At 73.2% G+C, this 20,024-nt stretch carries 22 protein-coding genes and 3 pseudogenes; 7 read left to right on the forward strand and 18 right to left on the reverse strand.

Annotated elements, in window-relative coordinates:
* Positions 1-37: 37 nt before the first annotated feature.
* Positions 38-1,372 (reverse strand): diaminopimelate decarboxylase, encoded by a 1,335-nt coding sequence (gene lysA / locus ACFU7Y_RS18095; protein WP_380768746.1) that lies wholly within the window; start codon positions 1,370-1,372, stop codon positions 38-40.
* Positions 1,373-1,410: 38 nt separating this feature from the next.
* Positions 1,411-1,578 carry a hypothetical protein gene (locus ACFU7Y_RS18100; RefSeq protein ID WP_224274509.1) on the reverse strand — a complete coding sequence of 56 codons (168 nt, stop codon included), beginning with the start codon at positions 1,576-1,578 and terminating at the stop codon, positions 1,411-1,413.
* A gap of 384 nt (positions 1,579-1,962) precedes the next feature.
* Here ACFU7Y_RS18100 and ACFU7Y_RS18105 point away from each other — a divergent pair, with 384 nt between their 5' ends.
* Positions 1,963-2,451, forward strand: a complete 489-nt coding sequence (locus ACFU7Y_RS18105; protein WP_380768735.1) for a universal stress protein — start codon at positions 1,963-1,965, stop codon at positions 2,449-2,451.
* Positions 2,452-2,526: 75 nt separating this feature from the next.
* Here the strand turns inward: ACFU7Y_RS18105 and ACFU7Y_RS18110 are convergent, their stop codons facing one another.
* Complete coding sequence (locus tag ACFU7Y_RS18110) at positions 2,527-3,660, reverse strand: alpha/beta hydrolase (protein WP_380768736.1); 1,134 nt, start codon at positions 3,658-3,660, stop codon at positions 2,527-2,529.
* 441 nt (positions 3,661-4,101) lie between these two features.
* Here ACFU7Y_RS18110 and ACFU7Y_RS18115 point away from each other — a divergent pair, with 441 nt between their 5' ends.
* Positions 4,102-4,563, forward strand: a complete 462-nt coding sequence (locus ACFU7Y_RS18115) for a hypothetical protein (protein ID WP_224274514.1) — start codon at positions 4,102-4,104, stop codon at positions 4,561-4,563.
* Positions 4,564-4,582: 19 nt separating this feature from the next.
* On the opposite strand, the gene ACFU7Y_RS18120 is transcribed toward ACFU7Y_RS18115, so the two are convergent.
* The 7 genes and pseudogenes from ACFU7Y_RS18120 to ACFU7Y_RS18150 all read right to left on the reverse strand — a co-directional run.
* The gene (locus tag ACFU7Y_RS18120) at positions 4,583-5,206 is read right to left on the reverse strand and encodes a hypothetical protein (RefSeq protein WP_224274516.1); all 624 of its coding nucleotides are present in this window, start codon (positions 5,204-5,206) and stop codon (positions 4,583-4,585) included.
* A 167-nt stretch (positions 5,207-5,373) separates the two neighbouring features.
* On the reverse strand, positions 5,374-5,784 hold the full coding sequence (locus ACFU7Y_RS18125) for a cupredoxin domain-containing protein (protein ID WP_224274517.1): 411 nt from the start codon (positions 5,782-5,784) through the stop codon (positions 5,374-5,376).
* Positions 5,784-6,230, reverse strand: coding sequence for a hypothetical protein (locus tag ACFU7Y_RS18130; protein ID WP_224274519.1), 447 nt, complete (start codon positions 6,228-6,230; stop codon positions 5,784-5,786). The genes ACFU7Y_RS18125 and ACFU7Y_RS18130 overlap by 1 nt, the downstream gene beginning before the upstream one ends.
* A gap of 107 nt (positions 6,231-6,337) precedes the next feature.
* A pseudogene (locus tag ACFU7Y_RS18135) lies at positions 6,338-7,071 on the reverse strand (hypothetical protein).
* Complete coding sequence (gene nirD, locus ACFU7Y_RS18140; RefSeq protein WP_224274521.1) at positions 7,068-7,427, reverse strand: nitrite reductase small subunit NirD; 360 nt, start codon at positions 7,425-7,427, stop codon at positions 7,068-7,070. Before nirD ends, ACFU7Y_RS18135 begins: the two are co-directional and overlap by 4 nt.
* Positions 7,424-7,549, reverse strand: a complete 126-nt coding sequence (locus tag ACFU7Y_RS18145) for a hypothetical protein (RefSeq protein ID WP_263454407.1) — start codon at positions 7,547-7,549, stop codon at positions 7,424-7,426. The genes nirD and ACFU7Y_RS18145 overlap by 4 nt, the downstream gene beginning before the upstream one ends.
* A 23-nt stretch (positions 7,550-7,572) precedes the next feature.
* A pseudogene (locus ACFU7Y_RS18150) lies at positions 7,573-7,737 on the reverse strand (NAD-binding protein); the annotation flags it as partial.
* Positions 7,738-7,812: 75 nt separating this feature from the next.
* Here ACFU7Y_RS18150 and ACFU7Y_RS18155 point away from each other — a divergent pair.
* A complete protein-coding gene (locus ACFU7Y_RS18155) occupies positions 7,813-7,953 on the forward strand; it encodes a transcriptional regulator (RefSeq protein WP_380768748.1) in 141 nt (46 codons plus the stop codon).
* Positions 7,953-8,648 carry a sirohydrochlorin chelatase gene (locus ACFU7Y_RS18160; protein WP_380768738.1) on the forward strand — a complete coding sequence of 232 codons (696 nt, stop codon included), beginning with the start codon at positions 7,953-7,955 and terminating at the stop codon, positions 8,646-8,648. The genes ACFU7Y_RS18155 and ACFU7Y_RS18160 overlap by 1 nt, the downstream gene beginning before the upstream one ends.
* 181 nt (positions 8,649-8,829) lie before the next feature.
* Here ACFU7Y_RS18160 and ACFU7Y_RS18165 read toward each other — a convergent pair whose 3' ends face one another.
* Entirely contained in the window at positions 8,830-9,726 is an 897-nt protein-coding gene (locus tag ACFU7Y_RS18165; protein ID WP_224281791.1) for an alpha/beta fold hydrolase, read from the reverse strand.
* Between the two features lie 57 nt (positions 9,727-9,783).
* On the opposite strand from ACFU7Y_RS18165, the gene ACFU7Y_RS18170 reads away from it, so the two are divergent.
* The gene (locus tag ACFU7Y_RS18170; RefSeq protein WP_380768740.1) at positions 9,784-10,386 is read left to right on the forward strand and encodes a TetR/AcrR family transcriptional regulator; all 603 of its coding nucleotides are present in this window, start codon (positions 9,784-9,786) and stop codon (positions 10,384-10,386) included.
* Positions 10,387-10,458: 72 nt separating this feature from the next.
* On the opposite strand, the gene ACFU7Y_RS18175 is transcribed toward ACFU7Y_RS18170, so the two are convergent.
* The 6 genes from ACFU7Y_RS18175 to ACFU7Y_RS18200 all read right to left on the reverse strand — a co-directional run bounded on the left by ACFU7Y_RS18175 (position 10,459) and on the right by ACFU7Y_RS18200 (position 17,501).
* Entirely contained in the window at positions 10,459-11,391 is a 933-nt protein-coding gene (locus tag ACFU7Y_RS18175) for a ferritin-like protein (RefSeq protein WP_224281789.1), read from the reverse strand.
* Positions 11,392-11,422: 31 nt separating this feature from the next.
* Complete coding sequence (locus tag ACFU7Y_RS18180; protein WP_380768741.1) at positions 11,423-11,971, reverse strand: gluconate 2-dehydrogenase subunit 3 family protein; 549 nt, start codon at positions 11,969-11,971, stop codon at positions 11,423-11,425.
* A gap of 68 nt (positions 11,972-12,039) precedes the next feature.
* Positions 12,040-13,743, reverse strand: coding sequence for a GMC oxidoreductase (locus ACFU7Y_RS18185; RefSeq protein WP_224281787.1), 1,704 nt, complete (start codon positions 13,741-13,743; stop codon positions 12,040-12,042).
* A 143-nt stretch (positions 13,744-13,886) separates the two neighbouring features.
* Positions 13,887-14,804: a phosphorothioated DNA-binding restriction endonuclease gene (locus tag ACFU7Y_RS18190; protein WP_224281786.1), complete on the reverse strand. Its 918-nt coding sequence runs from the start codon at positions 14,802-14,804 to the stop codon at positions 13,887-13,889.
* A gap of 68 nt (positions 14,805-14,872) precedes the next feature.
* Positions 14,873-15,973, reverse strand: coding sequence for a tetratricopeptide repeat protein (locus ACFU7Y_RS18195; protein ID WP_224281784.1), 1,101 nt, complete (start codon positions 15,971-15,973; stop codon positions 14,873-14,875).
* Between the two features lie 226 nt (positions 15,974-16,199).
* Positions 16,200-17,501, reverse strand: coding sequence for an MFS transporter (locus tag ACFU7Y_RS18200; protein WP_224281782.1), 1,302 nt, complete (start codon positions 17,499-17,501; stop codon positions 16,200-16,202).
* Positions 17,502-17,688: 187 nt separating this feature from the next.
* On the opposite strand from ACFU7Y_RS18200, the gene ACFU7Y_RS18205 reads away from it, so the two are divergent.
* The gene (locus tag ACFU7Y_RS18205; RefSeq protein WP_380768744.1) at positions 17,689-18,345 is read left to right on the forward strand and encodes an ArsR/SmtB family transcription factor; all 657 of its coding nucleotides are present in this window, start codon (positions 17,689-17,691) and stop codon (positions 18,343-18,345) included.
* A 56-nt stretch (positions 18,346-18,401) separates the two neighbouring features.
* Here ACFU7Y_RS18205 and ACFU7Y_RS18210 read toward each other — a convergent pair.
* Positions 18,402-19,083: pseudogene (locus ACFU7Y_RS18210) on the reverse strand (5'-methylthioadenosine phosphorylase).
* A 226-nt stretch (positions 19,084-19,309) separates the two neighbouring features.
* Between ACFU7Y_RS18210 and ACFU7Y_RS18215 the strand changes: the two are divergent.
* Positions 19,310-19,957, forward strand: a complete 648-nt coding sequence (locus tag ACFU7Y_RS18215; protein ID WP_308020241.1) for a transglycosylase family protein — start codon at positions 19,310-19,312, stop codon at positions 19,955-19,957.
* Positions 19,958-20,024: the final 67 nt, after the last annotated feature.

Consider the following 20,024-nt stretch of genomic DNA (forward strand, 5'->3'; position numbering starts at 1 on the left):
AAGTCGGCCGGGCCGACTTCTCGCGCAACCGCCCCCCTCAGCGGCCGACTTCACGCAGGCGGAAGTCCTCGACCGTCTCCCTCCTGATCAGCAACCGGGCCCGGCCGTCCTTCACCGCCACCACCGCCGGGCGGCCGACCAGGTTGTAGCCCGACGCCATCGACAGCTGGTACGCGCCGGCCGCCGGCACCGCCAGCAGGTCGCCCGGGCGCAGGTCGGCGGGCAGCGCGGCATCCCGGACCAGTACGTCCCCGGCCTCGCAGTGCCGGCCGACCACGTCCACCCTCGCCTCCCCCGCCTCCGAGCGGCGGCCGACCAGCCGTACGGTGTACGGCGATCCGTACAGCGCCGGACGCGGGTTGTCGCTCATGCCGCCGTCCACCGCGGCGAAGCAGCGGCCGTCCGCGGTGTGCTTGACGGACAGCACCCGGTACACCGCGACCGCCGCCGGTCCGGCGATCGCGCGGCCGGGTTCGACGATCAGCCGGGGCACCTCCAACCCGGCCTCGGCGCAGCGCACCGCCAGCCGGTCGGTCACCCGCACCGCGAACTCCGCGAGGTCCAACTCCTCGTCCCCGACGGGAAGGTAGCGGATGCCGTGACCGCCGCCGAGGTCCAGCTCCGGCAGTTCCACGCCGTGCCGCTCCCGCACCTCGGCGAGCAGCCGCACCAGCGCGTCCACCGCGAGCAGGTAGGGCTCGAACGACGTGATCTGCGAGCCCAAGTGGCAGTGCAGGCCCGCCAGTTCGAGCCCCGGCTGGTCGAGCACCCGGGCGATGGCGTCGGCGGCATCGCCACCCTGGATCGGGAAGCCGAACTTCTGCCCGCCGACCCCGGTCCGCACCGCCGTATGATGCCCGGCGGCAATCCCCGGGACCACCCGGACCAGCACCTTCTGCGGTGTGTCGGCGGCCACCAGCGCGGCCAGCCTCGCGATCTCCGCCGGGCCGTCGATGACGATCCGCCCGACCCGCAGCCTCCGGGCCAGCCGCAGCTCCTCCGGGGACTTCGCGTTGCCGTGCAGCAGGATCCGCTGCGCCGGGAAGCCGGCCGAGACCGCCAGCCACAGCTCGCCCGACGAGCAGACGTCCAAGCCCAGCCCCTCCTGTTCCACCCAGTCGGCCATCGCGCTGCACAGGAAGGCCTTGGCCGCGTACAGCACCTCGGCGTGCGGCAGCGCCCGCCGGTACGCCCGGGCTCGCCCCCGGACCTCGGCCTCGTCCAGCACGTACAGCGGGGTACCGAACCGTTCGGCGGCCTCGGCCAGCCCCACCCCGCCGACCACGACCTCGCGGCCGCGGCCGGGCCGCGCCGAGACCGGCCAGGGTCCGCCCGAGGGCGTCGGCGCAGGCGGTGGGGGCGGTGAGGGCAGGTCGGGCGATGAGCTGGGTCATGGCGGGGCTCCTCGGGTCAGTCTTCGAACTGCATCGCGATGCGGCAGTGCGCCGGGCGGCTTCGGTCGTGGGCGGGGGCGGGCTCCGGGGTCCGTTGCGGCGGCTGCGGCGCGGCGGCCCGGCGATCGACCAGCCGCATCACGGGTCGCAGCGGCTGTTCGACGGCAAGGGCGGTGTCGGTCATGGCGGGGTCCCTCCGGGTCGTGGGCCGTACGGCCGGACGTGTGCCGTTCGGCTGCTCCCTCCAGTGGAGCCCCTCCGCAGTCCGACCGCACCCGTCCTTGACGCATGGCGTACGTCCCGGCCGCCGTCCTTGACGCCCTTCTGACAGTGGGTTCCTCGGCATCGAGGCGATCGACCTGCTGGTCCGGTTCGTTCCGGGCCTGGGCCGAGAGACCCCGACGGGTCTGTCAGAAGGCCGTCAAGATGTGTGCAGCCTGCGTCATGGTGGCGTCAGAGGCGGTACGGAGCGGTCCGTTCCGGGGTTCACTGGTGTCGTCCGAAGCGAGGAGCACCGACCCGGCAGCGCCCGATGGAGAGCCTGCCGGAGAGACGGAGGCGAACGGCCATGACCGGGACCACCCGAGTGATCGTCGGCCTGAGCGGATCGCTGAGCAGTCTGGCCGCCCTCTACCACGCCGTCGGCGAGGCGGCCCGGAACCAGGCGGTGCTGGTGCCCGTCGCCGCCTGGACCGTCGCGAACGAGCGGGACGACCTGCGCCCGGTCTCCGAACCGGAGCACGCCGCCCGCCGGCGCCTCGACGTCGCCTTCGAGCAGGCCTACGGCGGCTACCCGTCCGGCCTGGTCGTCCACCCCCTGGTGGTCAACGCCGAGCCCGGCCCCGCCCTGGTCGGCGCCGTCACCGGCCCGGAGGACCTGCTCGTGCTCGGCGCCGCCACCCGCCGCCGTCTGGACCGCCTGCGGCACGGATCGGTCGCCCGCCACTGCCGCCACCGGGCCGGCTGCCGGGTGGTCGAGGTCTCGCCCTCGGCCCTTCTCACCCGCCTCGAACTCCCGGCCCGCACCGGCGCGCCGCTGCCCCTCCTGGCTCGCTGACGCCACCCTGCCGACCCGCTGAGGACGCCCTGCCGGCCGGCCGTTCCGCCGGCGCCCGCCCGCGCGCCCCGGACGCTACGCCGGGTCGCGCAGGTGGGCGCTGAACCAGCCGAGGGCGGGCGGGATCAGCCGGTCCCAGGTGGTGAAGTTGTGGCCGCCCGTGTCGACCGTCTCCTGGACGACCACGAGCGGCGGGCGGGCAGCGGCGGCGAAGGCGCTGGCGTCGGCGTAGGTGCTGCCGTCCTGCTTGCTGCCCGCGAGCAGCACCGCGAGGGGCGGCATCGGCAGGTGGGCCTGGCGCCAGTCGAGGTCCGCCTCGGCACGGCGCTGTGCGCTGCCGCCGAAGAGGTCACCCGTCGTGGCGTCCTCCGCCGCCTTGAAGTAGCCGGAGAGCGAGACCGCCACCGAGAAGGTCTCCGGGTGCTCCATGCCCAGCTTGACCGCGCAGTAGCCGCCGGTCGAGTCACCGACGATGCCCAGGCTGCCCGTTCCGTCCAGCACCCGGTAGGAGGCCCGCAGGTCGGCGGGCACGTCGGTGGTGAAGTAGCGCTGCGCCTGCGGCCCGTTCGGGATGTCCTCGCACTCGCTGTCCCGGGGCATGGTCGGCGAGGGACGCATCAGCACCAGGACGGTCGGCTTCATCGCCCCCGTGCGCAGCAGGTCGAGTTCGGTGGCCGGGTAGCGGAGCTTGGTGACCAGGTTGGTGGCGTCGCCGGGGAAGCCGGTCAGCACCATCGCGGCCGGGAAGTGCCGTGCCCCACCGCCGGGTTGGAAGTACTGGGGCGGAAGGTAGACGTAGCCGTCGCTGCTGAGCCCGGTCGTGCTGCCGGGCAGCCGGACCTGCTCCAGCCGGCCGATCCGGGCCGGATCGCGGTTGACCGCCCCCGCGCCGGTGATGTCCGCCCTGCCCAGGACCTGTACGCCGACCGGACCCGCGCCGACGCCTCCGCCCGTCGTGTGGATCACGCCCGTACCGTGCTCGTGCCCGAGCAGGTCGGACCAGCTGCTGTAGAAGACGAAGTAGTCGTTGACGGCGAGCCCCAGCAGGGCCAGCAGGGCCAGTTGCGTGACGGCGATGGTGCCGAGCCGCAGGAACATCGCGGGCCAGCTCCGGACGGCGAGCCGGGGCCAGACCCGGAGCGTGCCGAGCACCGTGAGCACCGCGAGCAGTGCCACCAGCGCCAGCAGCTTGTGACTGGTGAGTCCCATCGGCCCCGGCCTCCCGTACCACTGCGGCCCCTCTACCACTGTGGACCTCCGGCCCGCGCAATCGGAGCCCGGCACTCAGAGTGGCCGGGCCGGCACCCCTTGACGCGCCACGGCAAGCCGGGGTTCCGCAACTTCGACAATCCTGTCGAGGTTGGCATGCCCGAGCTATGCTGACCCGGAGCCCGCCCGCAGCCGGGCTCCCACCCCGTCGACGATCGCACCGCACAGGCGCGCCCGACCGGAAGGAGGTGCGGTCCGAACCTCCGGCAGAAGGCCAACCATCCTTCCACATCGCCTTCTTGACGATTCGTCAATTCAGATCCGCGATTTCACCGCCTGAGCCGCGACGCGTGCCCCGGGCCGCTCACCGCCGTTGTACGGAAGGTGAATCGCCGCGCCCGCCCGAAACCCCCGGCCACCCCGCCGAGGAAGAGGTTCCGCATGACGACGTCCCGGACCCACCCGCGCCCCGCCGAGGCCGCGGTGCTGCTCACCGTGCTCGGCCTGCTCGTCCTGGAGGAGATCGCCCTCGGCATGGCCGAGGAGGAGGACCGCCCCGTCATCGGCGGCATCCTGATCGGCGCCTCCGGCGCCGGCCTGCTGGCGGTCGGCGCGGTCCTGCTCAGCCGCTGGATCGACCTCCGCCGACCCCTCCCGCTCCCCCCGCTCGGCCCGAACGGCCGCGAGTACAGCGCCCGCGCCCTCGAAGGCTTCCCGATGGAGGCCGTCCGCCCCCTGCTGCTCGCCGAGGACGCACCCCAGCTCGGCCACCTGTACTCCGCCTGGATGCTCGCCCGGACCGGCCGCCCGGCCCCCTGGATCGCCCGCCGCCTGGCCATCCCCCCGGACGCCGCCCAGCTCCTGGTCGACGCCGCCCGCTCGGCGAGACTCGATCGGGCCTGATCAGCGCCGGCCGACCGGATCAGCGCCGCCGATCGGGCGCCGTGTTCGCCTGCGACACCAGGTACGGCACCAGCCCGCGCTCCGCCAGCGCCGACCGCCAGGCGTCCCGCGCCAGCGGCAACTCCCCCGGCCCGTCCGCCGCTTCCCCGGCCTCCGATCCCCTCGACCGGGCCGCCCCCAGCAGTCCCAGCCCACCCACCAGCAGACTCACCGCGCCCACCCCGGCCGACACCCACCCGGCCTCCACCAGCGCGTGCGCCAGCACCTCCAGGTCCTCGACCAGCCCCAACAGGGAGCCCAGCAGCAGGAAGATCACCGCCGCCGTCACCGCGATGATCGGCACGACCACCCCCAGCACGCCCCACCACCCCGACGCCCGCTCCCGGGCCGGCGCGCCCACCGGCAGCCGCGCCACCGCGTCCGCATCCGCCCGCAGCGCCGCGTACCGCTCGTACTCCGGCGCCGCCGCGGCCAGCACGAACTCCGCGTTCTCCCGCGCCGTCCGCCGCAACCGCTCCACGCCCCGGGCATCCTCCCCGCTCGCCCGCAACGCCGCCCGTACCTGCGGGGCCGCCAGCGCCCGCCCGAGCTCCGTCTCGAAGTCCGCCCGATCCTGCTGCGGCAGCCGAAGCGGCCTGTCCATGCTCGTCCCCGATCGTCGCCCCGTTTAGTTCTACAGAACTGTAGAACAAGGAGGCGGGTTGCAGCAGCCCTGTTCACGGGCGGATTCGGCGGTCAGGAGGGCTCGACTATGGGGACCCGGGCGAGGGCGCCCCCGCGTGCGGGGCACGAGCGTAGGGCAATCGCCCCTCAGGCCACGGTCAGGATGCCGCGCATGAAGTGGTGGAAGGTGCAGAGGTAGGAGTACGCGCCGGGCTGGGTGGGGGCGGTGAGGGTGGCGGTGGCGCCGGGGGCGATCGCGCCGGTGTCGAAGCCGCCGTCCTGGGCGGTGAGGCTGTGGGCGGTGGTGCCGGTGTTGGTCACGGTCACGACGGCGCCCGGGGCGGCGGTGAAGTCGCCCGGTTCGAAGGAGAAGTCGCGGATCGTCACCGTCCCGGTGAAGGGGCTGGGCGACGGAACCGGTGCGGACGGCACGGAGGGCACCGCGACGGAGCTGGTGGCCTCCTCCGGGCCCGGCACCACGAACGAGCTGACGCAGCCGGTCAGGACGGGACCGACTGCGAGCAGCAGGAGGGCGGCGGTGCCGAGGAGCGGGCGCATCAGGCCGTGGTGAGCGCGACCCGCTTGGCGTCGGCGGCGGCGGGCGGGGTGGCGCCGATGTTGGAGACGGTGGCGGTGAGGACGGCGTCGACGTCCGGGAGCCAGTTGGTGGTCTTGGACTGGACGACGATCTGCCGCTGCTGCGGCGTCCCGTCGCAGATCACGTCCGCCTCCGCGGTCCGGTTGGAGCCGAAGGCGATGGAGGAGGTGTCCTCGGGGTCCTTCTGCTCCACCGAGACGGTGAGCGAGCGGGCCTCGTCCGCGACCGAGCAGAGGTAGTCGACCTGTACCCGGACCCGGCCGGGGAGCTTGGGGTCGATGCCGGCGCCACCGAGGGTGACGCTGGTGGCGGCGGGGTCCGAGTCGTCGGCCCGGGCGGGTATGGCGCCGCCGGTGAGACCGGTGAGGGCCGACATGAGTACCGTCAGGGTGATCCACCGCTGCACTGCAACCTCCTGGTCCGAGAACGTGCTTGCGGCCGACGCTAGCCGCCCGACCGGGAACCCGCGCGCCGGACCGTCGCGAACGTCATACCGACAGCCCAGAGCCCCCGTCACCGCCGCCGGAGCCAGACCGCCCAGGTCAGCACCGAGCAACCCGCGTACGCCGCCAGGAACCCCGCGTACGCCGCGTCCCCGTTCCCGCCGGCCAGGAACGACTGCCGGAACGCCAGGTTCACCAGCACCCCGCCGAACGCCCCGACCGCGCCCGCGAGCCCGATCAGCGCCGCGGACCGGCGCCGGGAGTCGGCCTCGGCGGCAGCCGGGTCGGCCCCCGCCGCGACGGCTGCCCGGGCCACGGCCTGGTAGTGCGCCGGGATCATCTTGTACGTCGAGCCGTTGCCGATCCCGCTGAGCACGAACAGGGCGACGAACCCGGCCAGGAACAGGCGACCGCGAGCAGCGTGCCGTAGGGGACGCCCGGCTCCGGCACCAGGGCCGCGAGCGCGGTGGGCACGAGCAGCAGCAGTGCGCTGACCACCGTCCAGGTGCGTCCGCCGAAGCGGGCGACGGCGAAGGTGTACGGCAGCCGCAGCAGCGCGCCGAGTGCGGTCGGCAGCGCGGTGAGGGTGAACTTCCCCGCGGTGTCGATGTGGTACTCGGGGCCGAGGAACAGCACCAGCACCGACCAGAGGCTCCACACCGAGAAGCCGATGTGTTCGGAGAGCACGGAGAACACCAGGTTCCGCCGGGCGATCCGGGCTCCACTGCGCGCCCAGAACTCCTCGTCCTCCGGGTCCCAACCGGCCGGCGGGGCAGGCGTCCCGGGCTCGACGGCGAGGCTCATTGCGCACCTCCGCAGGCCGCGACCCGCACCGGCCAGCGCCGCAGTACGGCGGGCGCGCCGTCGGGGGCGGTGCCCTCGTCCAGGCAGCGGCCGTCGGTGAGGTCGTAGACCTGCTTGTACATCGGCGAGATGAGCGTCGGCCGGTCGCCGCGGCTGCCGAGCAGGCCGCGGGCGAGGACGGGGGCGCCGCTGAACGGGTCGAGGTTGTCGACGGCGTACAGCCCGTCGGAGCCGTCACGGAAGAGTGCGACCTGTCCGGCTTCGGGGAGCAGCACGGCGACGCCGCGGCCGGGTTGGAGGTCGGTGAGGGCGCAGACGGTCTGCCAGCGGGTGCCGTCGTGGATCTGTACGGTCACGGGGTGAGCACCTCCGGTCGGGGCCCGGCGACGAGCACCGGGGAGCTGAGGGTGGTGAGGGTGCGGCCGGTCTCGCCGGGGCGGGCCGGGCGGATCTGGCCGCGTTCGGGGACGAAGGTCACGGCGGGGTCGGGGGTGCCGGGGGCGTTGACGACAGCGCCGTGCCGCCGCCGTCGTCCACCTGGACGGCCATCAGCCGGGACGCGAACTCCATCACGTGGGTGTCCAGTCCGCCGGCCCGCAGCGCGCCGGCCGCCTCCAGGCCGAGCAGCCCGCCGCCGACCACCACGCCGGTCCGGGCCGTCGTGGCGCCGGCGCGGATGGCGCCCCCGTCCTGCGGGCGCTCGCCGAACGGCCCGGCCGGGTACTCAGCCGCGCCGAACTCCTGCGCGCCGCCTGGCCGGACGCGAGCGCCGACGAACACGCGGTGGAGGCGACGGTCGGCCGGCTGCGGGCCGCACTGGGGCCACACGCGGGGCTGATCCGGACCGTCCCCAAGCGCGGCTACCGACTGGCGGCGGGCTGATGCTGCTCGCCGTCGCGCACGGGAGCCGCGATGAGGCGGCGAGCACATCGATTCGCGCCCTGATGCGGACTGTTCGCTCACTGCGTCCTGAACTGGCCGTCCGCTGCTGCTTCCTGGACCTCGCCCGGCCGTCGCTCGCTCGTGCTCTCGCCCAGTTCGCCGACCAGCGCCCGGTCCTGGTGCCGCTGTTCCTCGGCACCGGCTACCACCTGCGCGTCGACCTGCCCGCCGCCCTCGCCGCCGCCGGGCTCCCGCGATGCCACCTCGCCCCCGCACTCGGCCCGCACCCGTTGCTCGGCGAGGCCCTCGCGGACCGCCTCGCCGAGGCCGGCGCCCCATCGCACGCACCGGTGGTGCTGGCCGGCGCCGGCTCCGCCGACCCGACAGCACTCGCCGACACCGCCCGGATGGCCGACCTCCTCGCCACCCGTCTCGGCCGCCCGGTCACCGCCGCCCACCTGTCCGCCGCCGCACCCACTCCGCACCAGGCCGTCGCTGCCCTCCAGGCCGCCGGCCGCCCCGGGATCGCCGTTGCCTCCTACCTCCTCTCCCCCGGCTTCTTCGCCCGCCGCGCCGCCACCACGGCGGCACGGTGGACCAGCGCCCCACTGGCGGCCCACCCGGCCGTCGCCCACCTCGTCCTGCGCCGCTACGACGAGGCGAGGGCGGCCACGGCACTGCGATCGGCCGCCTGAGCCCGCCCGGTGGAGTGCGTGAGAAGTCGGCCTGTCCGACTTCTCACGCACACAGGCGCGCGGCCCGCGCCCCAGGACGCCCGGGGCACGGGCCGGGAACCGCACTCCGCGTGAGTCACGTCGTCAGGTGCTCGCGCCGACGCCTGAGCCTCACGGCAGCAGTACCGACACCGCCGCACGTCTACAGCTGGACGCGCCCGACATCGCCGATGAAGTCCAGCAGCCGCTCGTTCACCACCTCCGGCTGCTCCAGGTTGAGTCCGTGCCCGGCCTTCTCGACGATCTCCACCCGCACACCCGGGATCAGCCGCGTGACCCGCTCCACCACCTGGCGCGGCCGCAGCAACGCGCTGCGCCTGCCCACCAGGACGAGCGCGGGCAGCCGGATCGACGCCAACTCCTCGTCCGTGAAAGGCCGGGCCGGCGGGCGACTGCTCGGCTTGTAGCTCCGCATCGCGAGCATCAGCGGCGCGATCATCTCGCGCGGCGCACTCAGCGCCGGGTTGGCCAGCAGCCGCCCGACCGCGGGACGGAGCGGGCGCGGGGCGAGCATCCCGAACAGGCCGCCGATCATGTGGACGTAGAACCGCGCGGGGACCTTCTCGATCCCGCCCGGGTCGAGCGACGCCACCGAGGCGAGCCGCTCGGGCGCGTGGATGGCCTGGTTGAGGGCCAGCCAGCCACCGTACGAGACCCCGACCAGGTGCACCCGCTCCACCCCGAGGCCGGCCAGCACCTCCCCCAGCCAGGCCGCGTTCTCCTCCGACCCGGCCGCGACGGCGCGCTGCACGCTGCGGCCGGGGTCGTCCAGGGTGTCGATCGCGTAGACCGGGTGCCGCTCGCCGAGGGCGGCGATCTGCGGGTACCAGTTGGACGGGTGCCCGGCGTGGCCGTGCAGCAGGACGATCGGCTCACCGGTCGTCGCACCGTAGCGGTGCACGTGCACGGTCCCGTACGCGGTCTCGACATCGAGCTCCTGGCGCGGACTCGGCCAGAGCTCCATCGCCCGGTCGTACGCCGCAAGGAACTTCGTACGGGCTTCCTCGCTGACGAAGTGCCCGACGCTGGTCCTGGTCATGATCCCTCCCGACTTTGATGGTATGGTTGTACCACAAAAATATCCGGAAGGAACCCGATGCCGAAGCTGGTGGATCACGAGGAGCGGCGGGCACACATCATCGACGCCCTGCTCCGCTCGGCGGCGAGCAGCGGCCTGCACTCCGTCACCATGCGCTCCGTGGCGATCGAGGCCGGCGTCTCAGTGCGCCTCGTGCAGTACTACTTCGACACCAAGGAACAGTTGCTGCTCGCCGCCATGACCCGCCTGGCCACCCGCATGGGCGAACGGGTCCAGCAGCGCGTGCGCGCGACCGGCGCCACCACCGACCCGCGCGGCATCATCGAGGCGGTGCTGCTGGAGGCCGTCCCCACCGACGAGGAGAGTCGGGCCTTCCACCTCATCTACACCGAGTACGCGGTGCTCTCCGTCACCGACCCGGCGCTCGCCGGGCAGCCGTTCCTGGCGGCACCCGACGAGATGGAGGCCTTCCTGGTCGCCCGGCTCACCGCCGCCCAGCAGGCCGGGGACGCCGATCAGCGGCTCGACGCCCGGCAGGAGGCCGTCGTCCTGCTGGCCGTCTCCGCCGGCCTGGGCCTCAGCGTGCTGCTCGGGCAGCGGACGGCGGAGGAGGCGGCCGCCGTCCTGCACTACCACCTGGGCCGGATCTTCCCCGGCTGACGCTGCGCCCGGATTCCTGCGATCCGAAGGAAGGCCCCGGCTTGATCTTCGACCGTTGCGGCGGGGGCTCGCTCAGGCCGCTCCGTCATCCCACCGGAACTCCGGACGGATCCCCCGAGTGATCAGGTCCCGCCCGAGGATCTGAAGCCGGAACATGGCCGCCACGTTCGGCGGCGCGCCGGACGTCCAGCACGTCTCCAGGTCGACCAGCAGCTTCGACAGGGTGCGGTTGAACTCGGTCGAGGGGTTCGGCCGGGCCGGGGAGGGCGCGAAGTCGTACACCGTCGGCAGGTTGACGGGAGCTCCGCTGAAACTCCACTTGTCGCCGGTCCTGACCAGCCGCTTCTGGACGTAGAGCTCCTTGAACAGGTAGTAGTGCGCGTGGCCGCCCTCCCCCTCCCCCGGCGGCTGATCGGGCGAGCCCTGTGTCCCCTCCCCCTCGCTCTTGATCCGGTTGATCGTGTCGACCGCGTCGGTGACGGTTCTGATCGGCTTCGCGAATGGCACCTCCACCGCGTGGGCCTTCGGGTCGATCGCCGGCTCAAGCTTCTGGAACGTCTGGATGATCGTGTCGTAGAAGGCGCCGATCGTGGCAGGCGGCCGCCCGGCCCGCAGGGCGACCGGGGGGAACTCCGGGTACTCGATCTGCATGAACACCGCGAGCTGGTCCTTGACCAGCGGCTTCAGATCGACCGGAAGCTCCTGCGGAATGCCGCCGGGCAGTTCGTCGGCCGGATAGGCCGGCAGGAACTCCGGGTGCGCGATCGACGGCCGGCCGCCGATCGCGGCCAGCAGGTTTCCGGCCAGCGCGAAGTGGTTCATCTCCTGGCTGACGATTTTGTGCAGCACACCCTCGGTGCGGTCCGGGTCGTCCTTGACCGACCACTGCGCACACAGGTACGGCGGGATGGTGGCGAATTCCAGCCGCATCGCGAGGTGCAGGGCGCCTTTGAGGTCGTCCAGCGGCAGAACTCCCGCCTCGACGTACTCCCTGATGGTCTTCATGCGCGGAGTGCCCGCGGTCACCGGATTCACGCTACAGCCCCAACTTCCTGAGTTCGTCGTCGATGATGCGCTGCGCCTCCGGCGGGACGCCCGGAAAAGCGAGCAGCGGTACGTTCCCGGCGTAACCGATCGCCTCGAAACCGACGTCGGAGGTGAAGTAGCCGGCGAGCAGCAGGGACCGGAACCTCGTGAAGAAGCTCCGGTCCGTCGCGGTGGTCGACGCGATCTGGTCGACGATCGTGGCCTGCCGGGAGCCCTCCAGTTCGACGAACCCCGTCCCGAACTGGCGCCGCGCCTGCGCGTCGACCGTGGCGAGGCCGGTCGTGATGACGGTCCTGTGGCCCTGCTGCGTCTTGTAGGGAGCGCTCACCCAGTCGTCGAAGAAGTCGGTGATCCCCATCGCACTCGGCGCCGGATACTCGGCGGTGCCCGGCAGGACGATGTCGGCGAGGGCCGCGACGAGTGCGCGCTCGCGCTCCGAGAGCGTGCGCGGCCAAGGCGTGTGCGGCGTCACGAGGTTGGGATCGGTGCCGTAGCCCTGCGGTGCGGTACCGACCCCGGCGGCACTGTGCTGGTCCATCTCTTCCTCTCGATTCCGATGTACCGTCATCCGGTTGTGCCCGCGGGAATGTTGGGCGCGCGGCGCGGTCAGATCCCGCCGCTCCTCAGCAGTTCGAGGATGCGGGCCGAACTCCGTGCGGCCAGGGCCAGGATGGTGAGCGTGGGGTTCTTGTCCGGGCTCGACGCGAACGCGGCGCCGTCGACGACGAACAGGTTCCTCACGTCCCAGCACTGGTTGTGGGCGTCGAGCACGGAGTCCTGCGGCGAGGTCCCCATCCGCGCGCCGCCGACCTCGTGCACCGCTCCGCCGCCCTGCGGCATCGCGACGGGACTGGTGTCCGGCGCGCCACCGAGCAGGCTGAAGACCTTGTTGAAGGTGTCGTGCATGTGCGTGACCTGCCGGACTTCCGGATCTCCCCATTTCCAGTGGAACCGCAGGGCCGGAACTCCCCACGTGTCCTTGACCGTCGGATCGAGCTCGCAGAACGAGTCCTCGTTCGGGATCATCTCGCCTTCGCCGATGAGGGTGACGGCCGTGCCGTATTTCCGCCGGACCTCCGCCCGCAGGGCGTCGCCGTAGGTCGCGCTGCCGTCGTCGATCAGGCTTCCGATGCCGGTGGTCGGCATCCTTCGGCCCCCGCGCGGCTCGATGTGGTACCCGCGCGGGAACCCGAGCTGCCCGGCGGCCTGCTCGGGCAGCAGCCACCACGGCACGTAGATGTGCGGGGTGAAGATGCCGTCGTCGTTCAGCACGGGGAGTTTTTCGAGCATCGGAATTCGCGACGAGCGCGAGAACTCGACCGAGTCCATCAGGTACTTGCCGACCAGCCCGTGGCCGTTTCCGATCCCGTTGGGGAACGCGGCGCTTCGCGAATTGAGCAGGATGCGCACCGACGAGCAGGTCCCCGCCGCCAGCACCACCACCCGCCCCGTGACCGAGAACGCGGAGCCGGTCACCCGGTCGTTGTAGGTGACCCCGGCGGCCCGCCCGGTCGCGTCGACGTCGACCCGGGACACCATGGCGTTGCACACGACGGTGAGGTTGCCGGTGGCGCGGGCCGGGGGAATGAGAACGGTCGTGCTCTGGAAGTTGGAGCGGCTGGCGCAGCCGCGGGTGCACTGGGTCGAGTAGAGGCACGCCGCGCGACCGTCCAACGGGCGGGTGAGCACGGCCGCCCGGATCGCCGCCACCTTCATGCCCAGGTGCTCGAACGCCCGGCCGAGGACGATCTCGAAGGCGCGCGGGGACGGCGGCGGGAGCTGGACGCCGGGCGGGGAGTCGGGGGCGTTCTCGATACCGTGGGGAAGGCCGGTGACGCCGATGAGGCGTTCGGCCCTGTCGTACCACGGCGCCAGGTCGGCGTACTCGATCGGCCAGTCGAAGCCCAGTCCGTCACGGGTCTTGGGCTTGAAGTCGTACGGTCCGAAGCGCAGCGCCACCCGGCCCCAGTGATTGGTGCGGCCGCCCAGCATCCGCGGCCGCCACCAGCTGAACTGATTCGACTTGTCCGGATTCGGGGGGTCCGCCTGGCTGTACGGCTCACCGGCGATCTGCGAGCCGCCGTCGACGGTGGCGTCGTAGAAGCCCTGCGGCTTGTCCGGCGTCGAGGCCGCCCGCAGCGGCGCGTCCTGCGGCGTGTTGAACATCGGCGTCTCGGTCCCGGGATCGTAGTCCCGGCCCGCTTCCAGCATCAGGACGCGAGCGCCCGCCGCACAGAGCTCGTGCGCCGCCATTCCACCCGCAGCCCCGGAGCCGACGATGATGACGTCGAACGCCTGGATATCGGACAAGATCCCACTCTTTTCACCGGATATCGCCGCGCGATACACAACCGTCACTGTCAGTGATCAGATCGTGACAAGTCTCGCAGAGGCCGCGACGAACCGCGACCGGTGGATCCAGGAGTGATCGTCGACCGTCCGGAAGAGCCCGCCTACGCGAACCGTGACCGGTGCACCGGTTCGCGGGGAACGCCGTGGAACACCTGCCGCGCATGCCACTCCCGGTGCCGGTTCGCGACCGGCGGTCGGCCCGGCTGCGGGCCGATGACCGGGCGTCCGGACAGCGCGAGCACGTGCCGGCGGCTGGCTTCGCTACGGCCGACGAAGCGGTCGGAGACCAGGATGCGACGGCCCTCCCCCAGCCCCAGCACGCCCTTGTCGAAGAGCTTGTGGTGCAGCGAACACAGGCACAGGCCGTTGTCGACCTCGTCCGGCCCGTCGTGCGACCACCAGCGCACGTGCGCGGCCTCCAGTCCGACCGCGCTCGCCCCGAGCGCTCCGTCGTAGCCGCAGAACGCGCACCGGAACTCGTAGGCGGTGAGTATCAGTTCACGCATCCGCCGGTCGCGCTGCCGCCGGGCCGCGGTGTCGGCCCCTCGCACGATGCCGGCCTCGGCCCGCTCCAGGTCGAGGCCGACCGCCTCGCAGAGGTCGGCGTGCAGGGACGTCGGGAAGTGTGCGTCCAGCAGGACCCTGGCCATCCGCCCCAGCAGCGCCGGCTCCTCACCGAGCGCCGTCCGCAGCTCGGGCACGAGTCTGCCGGTGGCCCCGCTCGACCGGAGAAGCCCGACCCCGCTGCCGGGGCTCCCCGGCCCCTGATCGGTCCGGACCTCCCACACCCCGTCGCTGACCAGGTGGTGGAACGGGTACGCGGGAGTCGTGGCGTGCGACGGCCCGTACTCGGCGAGCAGCCCCTTCAGCTCCGCCTCCACCGCGCTGTACCGCAGTTCGCCGTCCGCGTCCCGCTGGTGGCTGCCGAGGGCGTAGAGCAGCAGCAGCGGCTTGTGGGGCGCACGAACGCCGTTGTTCGTCCAGCGCCTCAGCCGCGCCACCCGATCGAGCCAGTCCATGCCCGCCAGCGTAGTTCGCGGTACGGCGTCGGGATCACCCCCGGCGGCCGAGCCGCCCCGGATCGGCGTCAGTCCTCGATCAGCGCGTCGTACTGGGCCAGGAGTTCGACCCTCGCGTCCTGGTCCGGCGCGAGCTCCAGGGCCGCCGCGAGGTGCCGCCGCGCCCGTCCGTCCCCGATGATCCCGTAGGCCGTCATCAGGGCGCCGTGCGCGTAGAAGTCGAGCCCGTCGGTGGCGGCGAGGCCTTCGGCCAGCCACAGCGCCTCGGCCACGTTTCCGAGACCGGCCTCCGCCTGCACCAGGCAGCGCTGGATGTCCGGGTTGTTCGGAGCCGCCCGGTAGCTCGACCGGAGGTCCCGGAGGGCGCCGTGGGCGTCAGCGGTTTCGGAGGAGGCGGTCGCGAGCAGCCGGTCCGGGTTCGGAGCGGGGGTGGGCGGGACCGACCGCCAGTGGTCGAGGTGTTCGGACCCGGGGGCGACCCGCTCCAGCGCCGACAGCGCGACGTGCCACTGTGCCTCGGCTCCCGCGTGGTAGCTCGCCGCCGCGAGGAGTTCCAGCACCTGCTCGTGACCGCCGTCGAGGTGGTGGGCCCGCTCCAGGACGCTCACGACGTCCGGCCAGTCCACGCCGCTGCGCGGGACCGTGGCCAGCTGGTACAGCACCTTCGCCAGGGCGAGGTACCGGGTCGTGTCGGCGGCCCCGTCGGAGGTCAGCAGGGTGAAGACGTCGGCCTGCTGCCGCAGGAGGTCCACGGTGTCCTCGTGCCACCGCAACCAGGCCCGGACGTCGGCGAGTTGCCGGACGGCCGCGGGCCATCCGGGGTGGGCAGCGAGAACGCGCTCCAGCTCCCGTGACGCCCGGTCCGCACTGCCGATCCGGGCGTAGGCGTAGGCGAGGTCGCACCGCACGCCCGGTTCCTCCGGCTGCAGGAACACCAGGAACTCCAGCAGCGGGACCGCCTCCGTGGGCCGCCCCGCGACCAGGTAGGCCGACGCCAGCGCGTGCAGGTCCCCCGCCTGCGTGCTCTCGAGCTGGGCCAGCCCCTTCAGGGCGGTCAACCACTCCGCGTCCAAGGTGGTGACGAACCGCTCGTAGCACTCGGCGGCCTGGGGATTCGAGTAGGCGCCTCGGTACTGCGGCTCCCAATCGATGGTCGGTTCCCCGCTCACATTCGCCTCCCCGGTCGCCTGTTCCCCTGCGTGGCACCCAGGCCCGTACCGTCTCACCCCGCACTGACAACCGCTCCGCCTGACGCCCGGTCAGCGGCCGCACCCGGCACGGCGCCTCCGTCACCCCCGCCGACCGCACCGCTGCTCCACGGCAGCCGAACCGCACGGCCGGATCACGCCCGTGCGGACGGCGAACGACAGGTGAACGCCGGATGGCCGGGGCCCCTCAGTGCGCGACCTTGTCGCTGATCAGCCGGGCGGCGAGCAGCCCGGAGGCCGCGGTGAGCACGGCCGCCGCCACGATGGTGGCGTTCAGGCCGAGTGCGTCGGCGAGGACTCCGGCGAGCAGGGCGCCGGCCGCGTAGCCGATGTCGCGCCAGAACCGGTAGGTACCGAGCGCGTTGGCCCGTCGGCTCGGGTGGGCGTGGTCGGAGACGGCGGCGATCAGCGCCGGGTAGACCATCGCGGTGCCGAGCCCGAGCAGCACCGCCGAGACGACGCCGGCCGGCAGCGGACGGTCGAGCAGCACCAGGGCCAGGCCGAGGCCGGCGGCCTGGACCAGCATGCCGGTGACGATGAGCGGCTTGCGCCCGATCCGGTCGGCCAGGTGACCGGTGGGGATCTGGCCGAGGCCCCACACCAGCGGGTACAGCCCCTTGATCAGGCCGATCGCGGCGAGGCCGAGCCCGTGGTCGGTGAACAGCAGCGGGAAGACGCCCCAGGTGAGGCCGTCGTTGAGGTTGTTCACCAGGCCGGCCTGGCTGGCGCCGCGCAGCGAGCGGTCCCGCCAGGAGGTGTGCGCGAAGGTCTGCCACAGACCGGGCCCGGTCGCGGGGCCCGGAGCGGCCCCGGGGTGCCGGGCGAGCTCCAGCGCGACGTGCGCCGCCGTGTCGCGGACGGCGAGGGAGAGCGCGAGTCCGGCGACGACGAAGACGACGCCGATCAGCTCGGGCGCCGGCCGCAGCCCGTACGAGGTGGCGAGGTAGCCGGTGAGCAGCGCGGTCACGCCGAGCGAGGCGTAGCCGGCCGCCTCGTTGAGGCCGGTGGCGAGCCCGCGCCGGGCCGGGCCGACCAGGTCGATCTTCATGTTGACGGTCATCGACCAGGTGAGGCCCTGGTTGATGCCGAGCAGCACGTTGGCGGCCACGATCCAGCCCCAGGCGGGCGCCCAGGCCAGGGCGAACGGGACGGGGATGCCGAGTAGCCAGCCCGCGACGAGCAGCTGCTTGCGGCGGAAGCGGGCGGTCAGCGCACCGGCGGCGAGGTTGGTGAGGGCCTTGGTGACGCCGAAGGCGATGACGAAGGAGAAGACGGCGAGGTCGCTGGTGAGGTGGAAGACCTCGGAGCCGATCAGCGGCACGGTGGTGCGCTCCAGCCCGACCAGGCCGCCGACGGTGGCGGTGACCACGACCAGCAGGGTGAACTGGAGCCAGTTCTCCCGCAGGCCGAGCCGCACCGGGCGGGCGGCCTCGCGCACTGCCTCACCCCCGAGCTCGCGGGCGGGTGCGCCGGGGGGCGTGGTGCTCATCGGTCCTCCTGTGATGACGGGTACGGTCTCGCCCGGTTGCAGCGGCCGACGCTTTCGACAATATTCCATGGATTTATGGAAGATTGCCCTGAGCTCGGAGAACACCCGTCGAGGCAGGTCCGGTACGCTATTCCATGGAACCTTGGACAAAGGGCTCCGGAGCATCGGGCAGGAGGACGCGATGGCCATGAGCGAAGCGAAGGCGCAGCTGTACGACGCGTTCGCGGCCAGCGGCAAGGCCCTGGCCAGCGGAAAGCGCCTGGAGCTGCTCGACCTGCTCGCCCAGGGCGAGCGCACCGTGGACGCGCTGGCCAAGGCGGCCGGGCTGAACCTGACCACCGCCTCGGCCCACCTCCAGGCGCTCAAGCAGGCCGGCTTCGTCGCCACCCGGCGCGAGGGCGTCCGCATCCACTACCGACTCTCCGGCCCGGACGTCGGCGAGTTGCTCGCTCTGCTGCGCAGGGTCGCCGAGCGCCACCAGGCCGCGGTGCCGCCCGCACTGGACGCCTATCTGGGCGAGGACGGCGCGCAGGAGGTCGGCAACGAGGAGCTGCGCGCCCGCGCCGAGGCCGGCGAGGTGCTCGTGCTGGACGTGCGCCCGGTGGAGGAGTACCTGGCCGGGCACATCCCCGGCGCGCTCAACATCCCGGTCGACGAGCTGGCCGAGCGGCTGGACGAGCTGCCCGCGGACACCGAGGTGGTCGTCTACTGCCGCGGCGAGTACTGCGTGCTGGCCTACGACGCGGTCCGCCTGCTCGCCGCCCACGGACGCCGGGCGGTCCGGCTCGACGACGGCATGCTGGAGTGGCGCCTGGCCGACCTCCCGGTGGCCACCGGATCCTGAACCACCCTGCTCGGATGGCTCGTTGAGGACGGCCGGGCGTGCTGCCCGACGGAGGCTCAGCCGCCGAGGACGCCCGGCAGGCCGACGGTGACTCCGTCCAGGGTGTGCGAGCAGACGCAGTCCCGCTCGGCGGGCAGGCTCTCCAACGCCTTGAACAGCACCGTGCGCAGCCGGTCGGCGTTCCCCACGAAGACCTCCAGCACCTCCGCGCAGGTGACCCCGTCCCCGCTCCACACCCCCGCGCCGTGGTCCGTCACCAGCGCCAACGACGTGTAGCAGAGCCCGAGTTCACCCGCCAGCACGGCCTCCGGGTGCCCGGCCATACCGACCGCCGACCAGCCGTTGGCGGAGAACCAGCGGGACTCGGCGCGGGCCGGGAAGCGCGGCCCCTCGATCACCACCAGGGTGCCGCCGTCCACCGGCTCCCAGGCCGTGTCGCGGGCCGCCGCCAGGGCCGCCCACCGCGCACGGCCCGAACACCTGCCGCACGCCCAGCGCGTGCAACGCCCAGAGGTTGGCCCGGTAGTCGATCCGGTGCGGCGGCGGACCGTGACCACGCCCGTGCCGGGGCAGGAAGGCGACCCGGCGGCCGGCCACCTCGCCCGGGAACAGCGCGTCGCTCGGAGGCCCGTACGGCGTGTCGACCCGAACCTCGGTCACCTCGTCCAGCAGCGCGTGGAGCCCCGAGCCGCCGATCACGCCCAACTCGGCCCGTATGGCGCCCTGATCGACCGTCATCGTTCGCACCCTCATTCGAGAGACGTGGCCACTGTGGATCAGCGGGGACTGCGGCGGGTCACGAGGAGTACTGCCGATCGGCCGCGGGCCACCGGGGTGGTCCCGGGCCGCCGTGCGGGTGACCTGTCGGACGTGTCGGACCCGGAACGCGCCGTCCGGTGTGCGTCGGTGGGAGTGCGCCGTCCGCGGACGGCGCCGGTCCTGTTCCCCAGTCTGAGAGCCGCCGATGCTTGCCACCGATCGTCTGCGCCACATCGTCCCGACCGCGCTCTGCGCCCTCTCCGTGGCCCTCGCCGCCCCAGCGGCCCACGCCGCGCCACCGGGCCGCGGCAGCGGGTCCGACCCCGGAAGGGCGAGCGGCGGCTCGTACGACTGGGACCGCGTGGCGGCCTGCGAGAGCAACGGTAACTGGCGCGTCAACAGCGGCAACGGCTACTACGGCGGCCTCCAGTTCGACCAGTCCACCTGGCGGGCGAACGGCGGCCTCGCCTACGCCCCGCGCGCCGACCTCGCCACCCGTGAGCAGCAGATCGCCGTCGCCCAGCACCTCGCCGAGCGCCGCGGTCTCTCTCCCTGGCCGGTCTGCGGCGCCCGCTCCGCCCGCAGCAAGGGCCGCGAGGCCGTCCTGCCGCCCCCGGCGGCCGCCCCCGCGGCACCCGAGCCGGCCAGGGCCGCACCCGTGGTCACCGAGCCGGCCCGGCGCAGGCCGGAGGCCGGCACCTGGACCGTCCGCGACAACGACACCCTCTCCGAGGTCGCCGAGCGCCTGCGCGTCCCCGGCGGCTGGCCCGCGCTCTACGACCTCAACCGCGCCACCGTCGGCGAGGACCCGGACCTCATCGTGCCCGGCCTGGTCCTCGACCTCCCCTCCTGACCCCTCCGACCCACCGACCCGCCGACCCACCGACCCGCCGACCCGGCGCCCGCGCCCACCCCGGCGC

This window comes from Kitasatospora sp. NPDC057542, assembly GCF_042801945.1.
GTDB lineage: Bacteria > Actinomycetota > Actinomycetes > Streptomycetales > Streptomycetaceae > Kitasatospora.

Coding starts and splice junctions, on each gene's coding strand:
- ACFU7Y_RS18100 (WP_224274509.1), bottom strand. CDS start 1,578: ATGACCGACACCGCCCTTGCCGTCGAACAGCCGCTGCGACCCGTGATG.
- ACFU7Y_RS18105 (WP_380768735.1), top strand. CDS start 1,963: ATGACCGGGACCACCCGAGTGATCGTCGGCCTGAGCGGATCGCTGAGC.
- ACFU7Y_RS18110 (WP_380768736.1), bottom strand. CDS start 3,660: ATGGGACTCACCAGTCACAAGCTGCTGGCGCTGGTGGCACTGCTCGCG.
- ACFU7Y_RS18115 (WP_224274514.1), top strand. CDS start 4,102: ATGACGACGTCCCGGACCCACCCGCGCCCCGCCGAGGCCGCGGTGCTG.
- ACFU7Y_RS18120 (WP_224274516.1), bottom strand. CDS start 5,206: ATGGACAGGCCGCTTCGGCTGCCGCAGCAGGATCGGGCGGACTTCGAG.
- ACFU7Y_RS18125 (WP_224274517.1), bottom strand. CDS start 5,784: ATGCGCCCGCTCCTCGGCACCGCCGCCCTCCTGCTGCTCGCAGTCGGT.
- ACFU7Y_RS18160 (WP_380768738.1), top strand. CDS start 7,953: ATGCTGCTCGCCGTCGCGCACGGGAGCCGCGATGAGGCGGCGAGCACA.
- ACFU7Y_RS18165 (WP_224281791.1), bottom strand. CDS start 9,726: ATGACCAGGACCAGCGTCGGGCACTTCGTCAGCGAGGAAGCCCGTACG.
- ACFU7Y_RS18170 (WP_380768740.1), top strand. CDS start 9,784: ATGCCGAAGCTGGTGGATCACGAGGAGCGGCGGGCACACATCATCGAC.
- ACFU7Y_RS18175 (WP_224281789.1), bottom strand. CDS start 11,391: ATGAAGACCATCAGGGAGTACGTCGAGGCGGGAGTTCTGCCGCTGGAC.
- ACFU7Y_RS18180 (WP_380768741.1), bottom strand. CDS start 11,971: ATGGACCAGCACAGTGCCGCCGGGGTCGGTACCGCACCGCAGGGCTAC.
- ACFU7Y_RS18190 (WP_224281786.1), bottom strand. CDS start 14,804: ATGGACTGGCTCGATCGGGTGGCGCGGCTGAGGCGCTGGACGAACAAC.
- ACFU7Y_RS18200 (WP_224281782.1), bottom strand. CDS start 17,501: ATGAGCACCACGCCCCCCGGCGCACCCGCCCGCGAGCTCGGGGGTGAG.
- ACFU7Y_RS18205 (WP_380768744.1), top strand. CDS start 17,689: ATGAGCGAAGCGAAGGCGCAGCTGTACGACGCGTTCGCGGCCAGCGGC.
- ACFU7Y_RS18215 (WP_308020241.1), top strand. CDS start 19,310: ATGCTTGCCACCGATCGTCTGCGCCACATCGTCCCGACCGCGCTCTGC.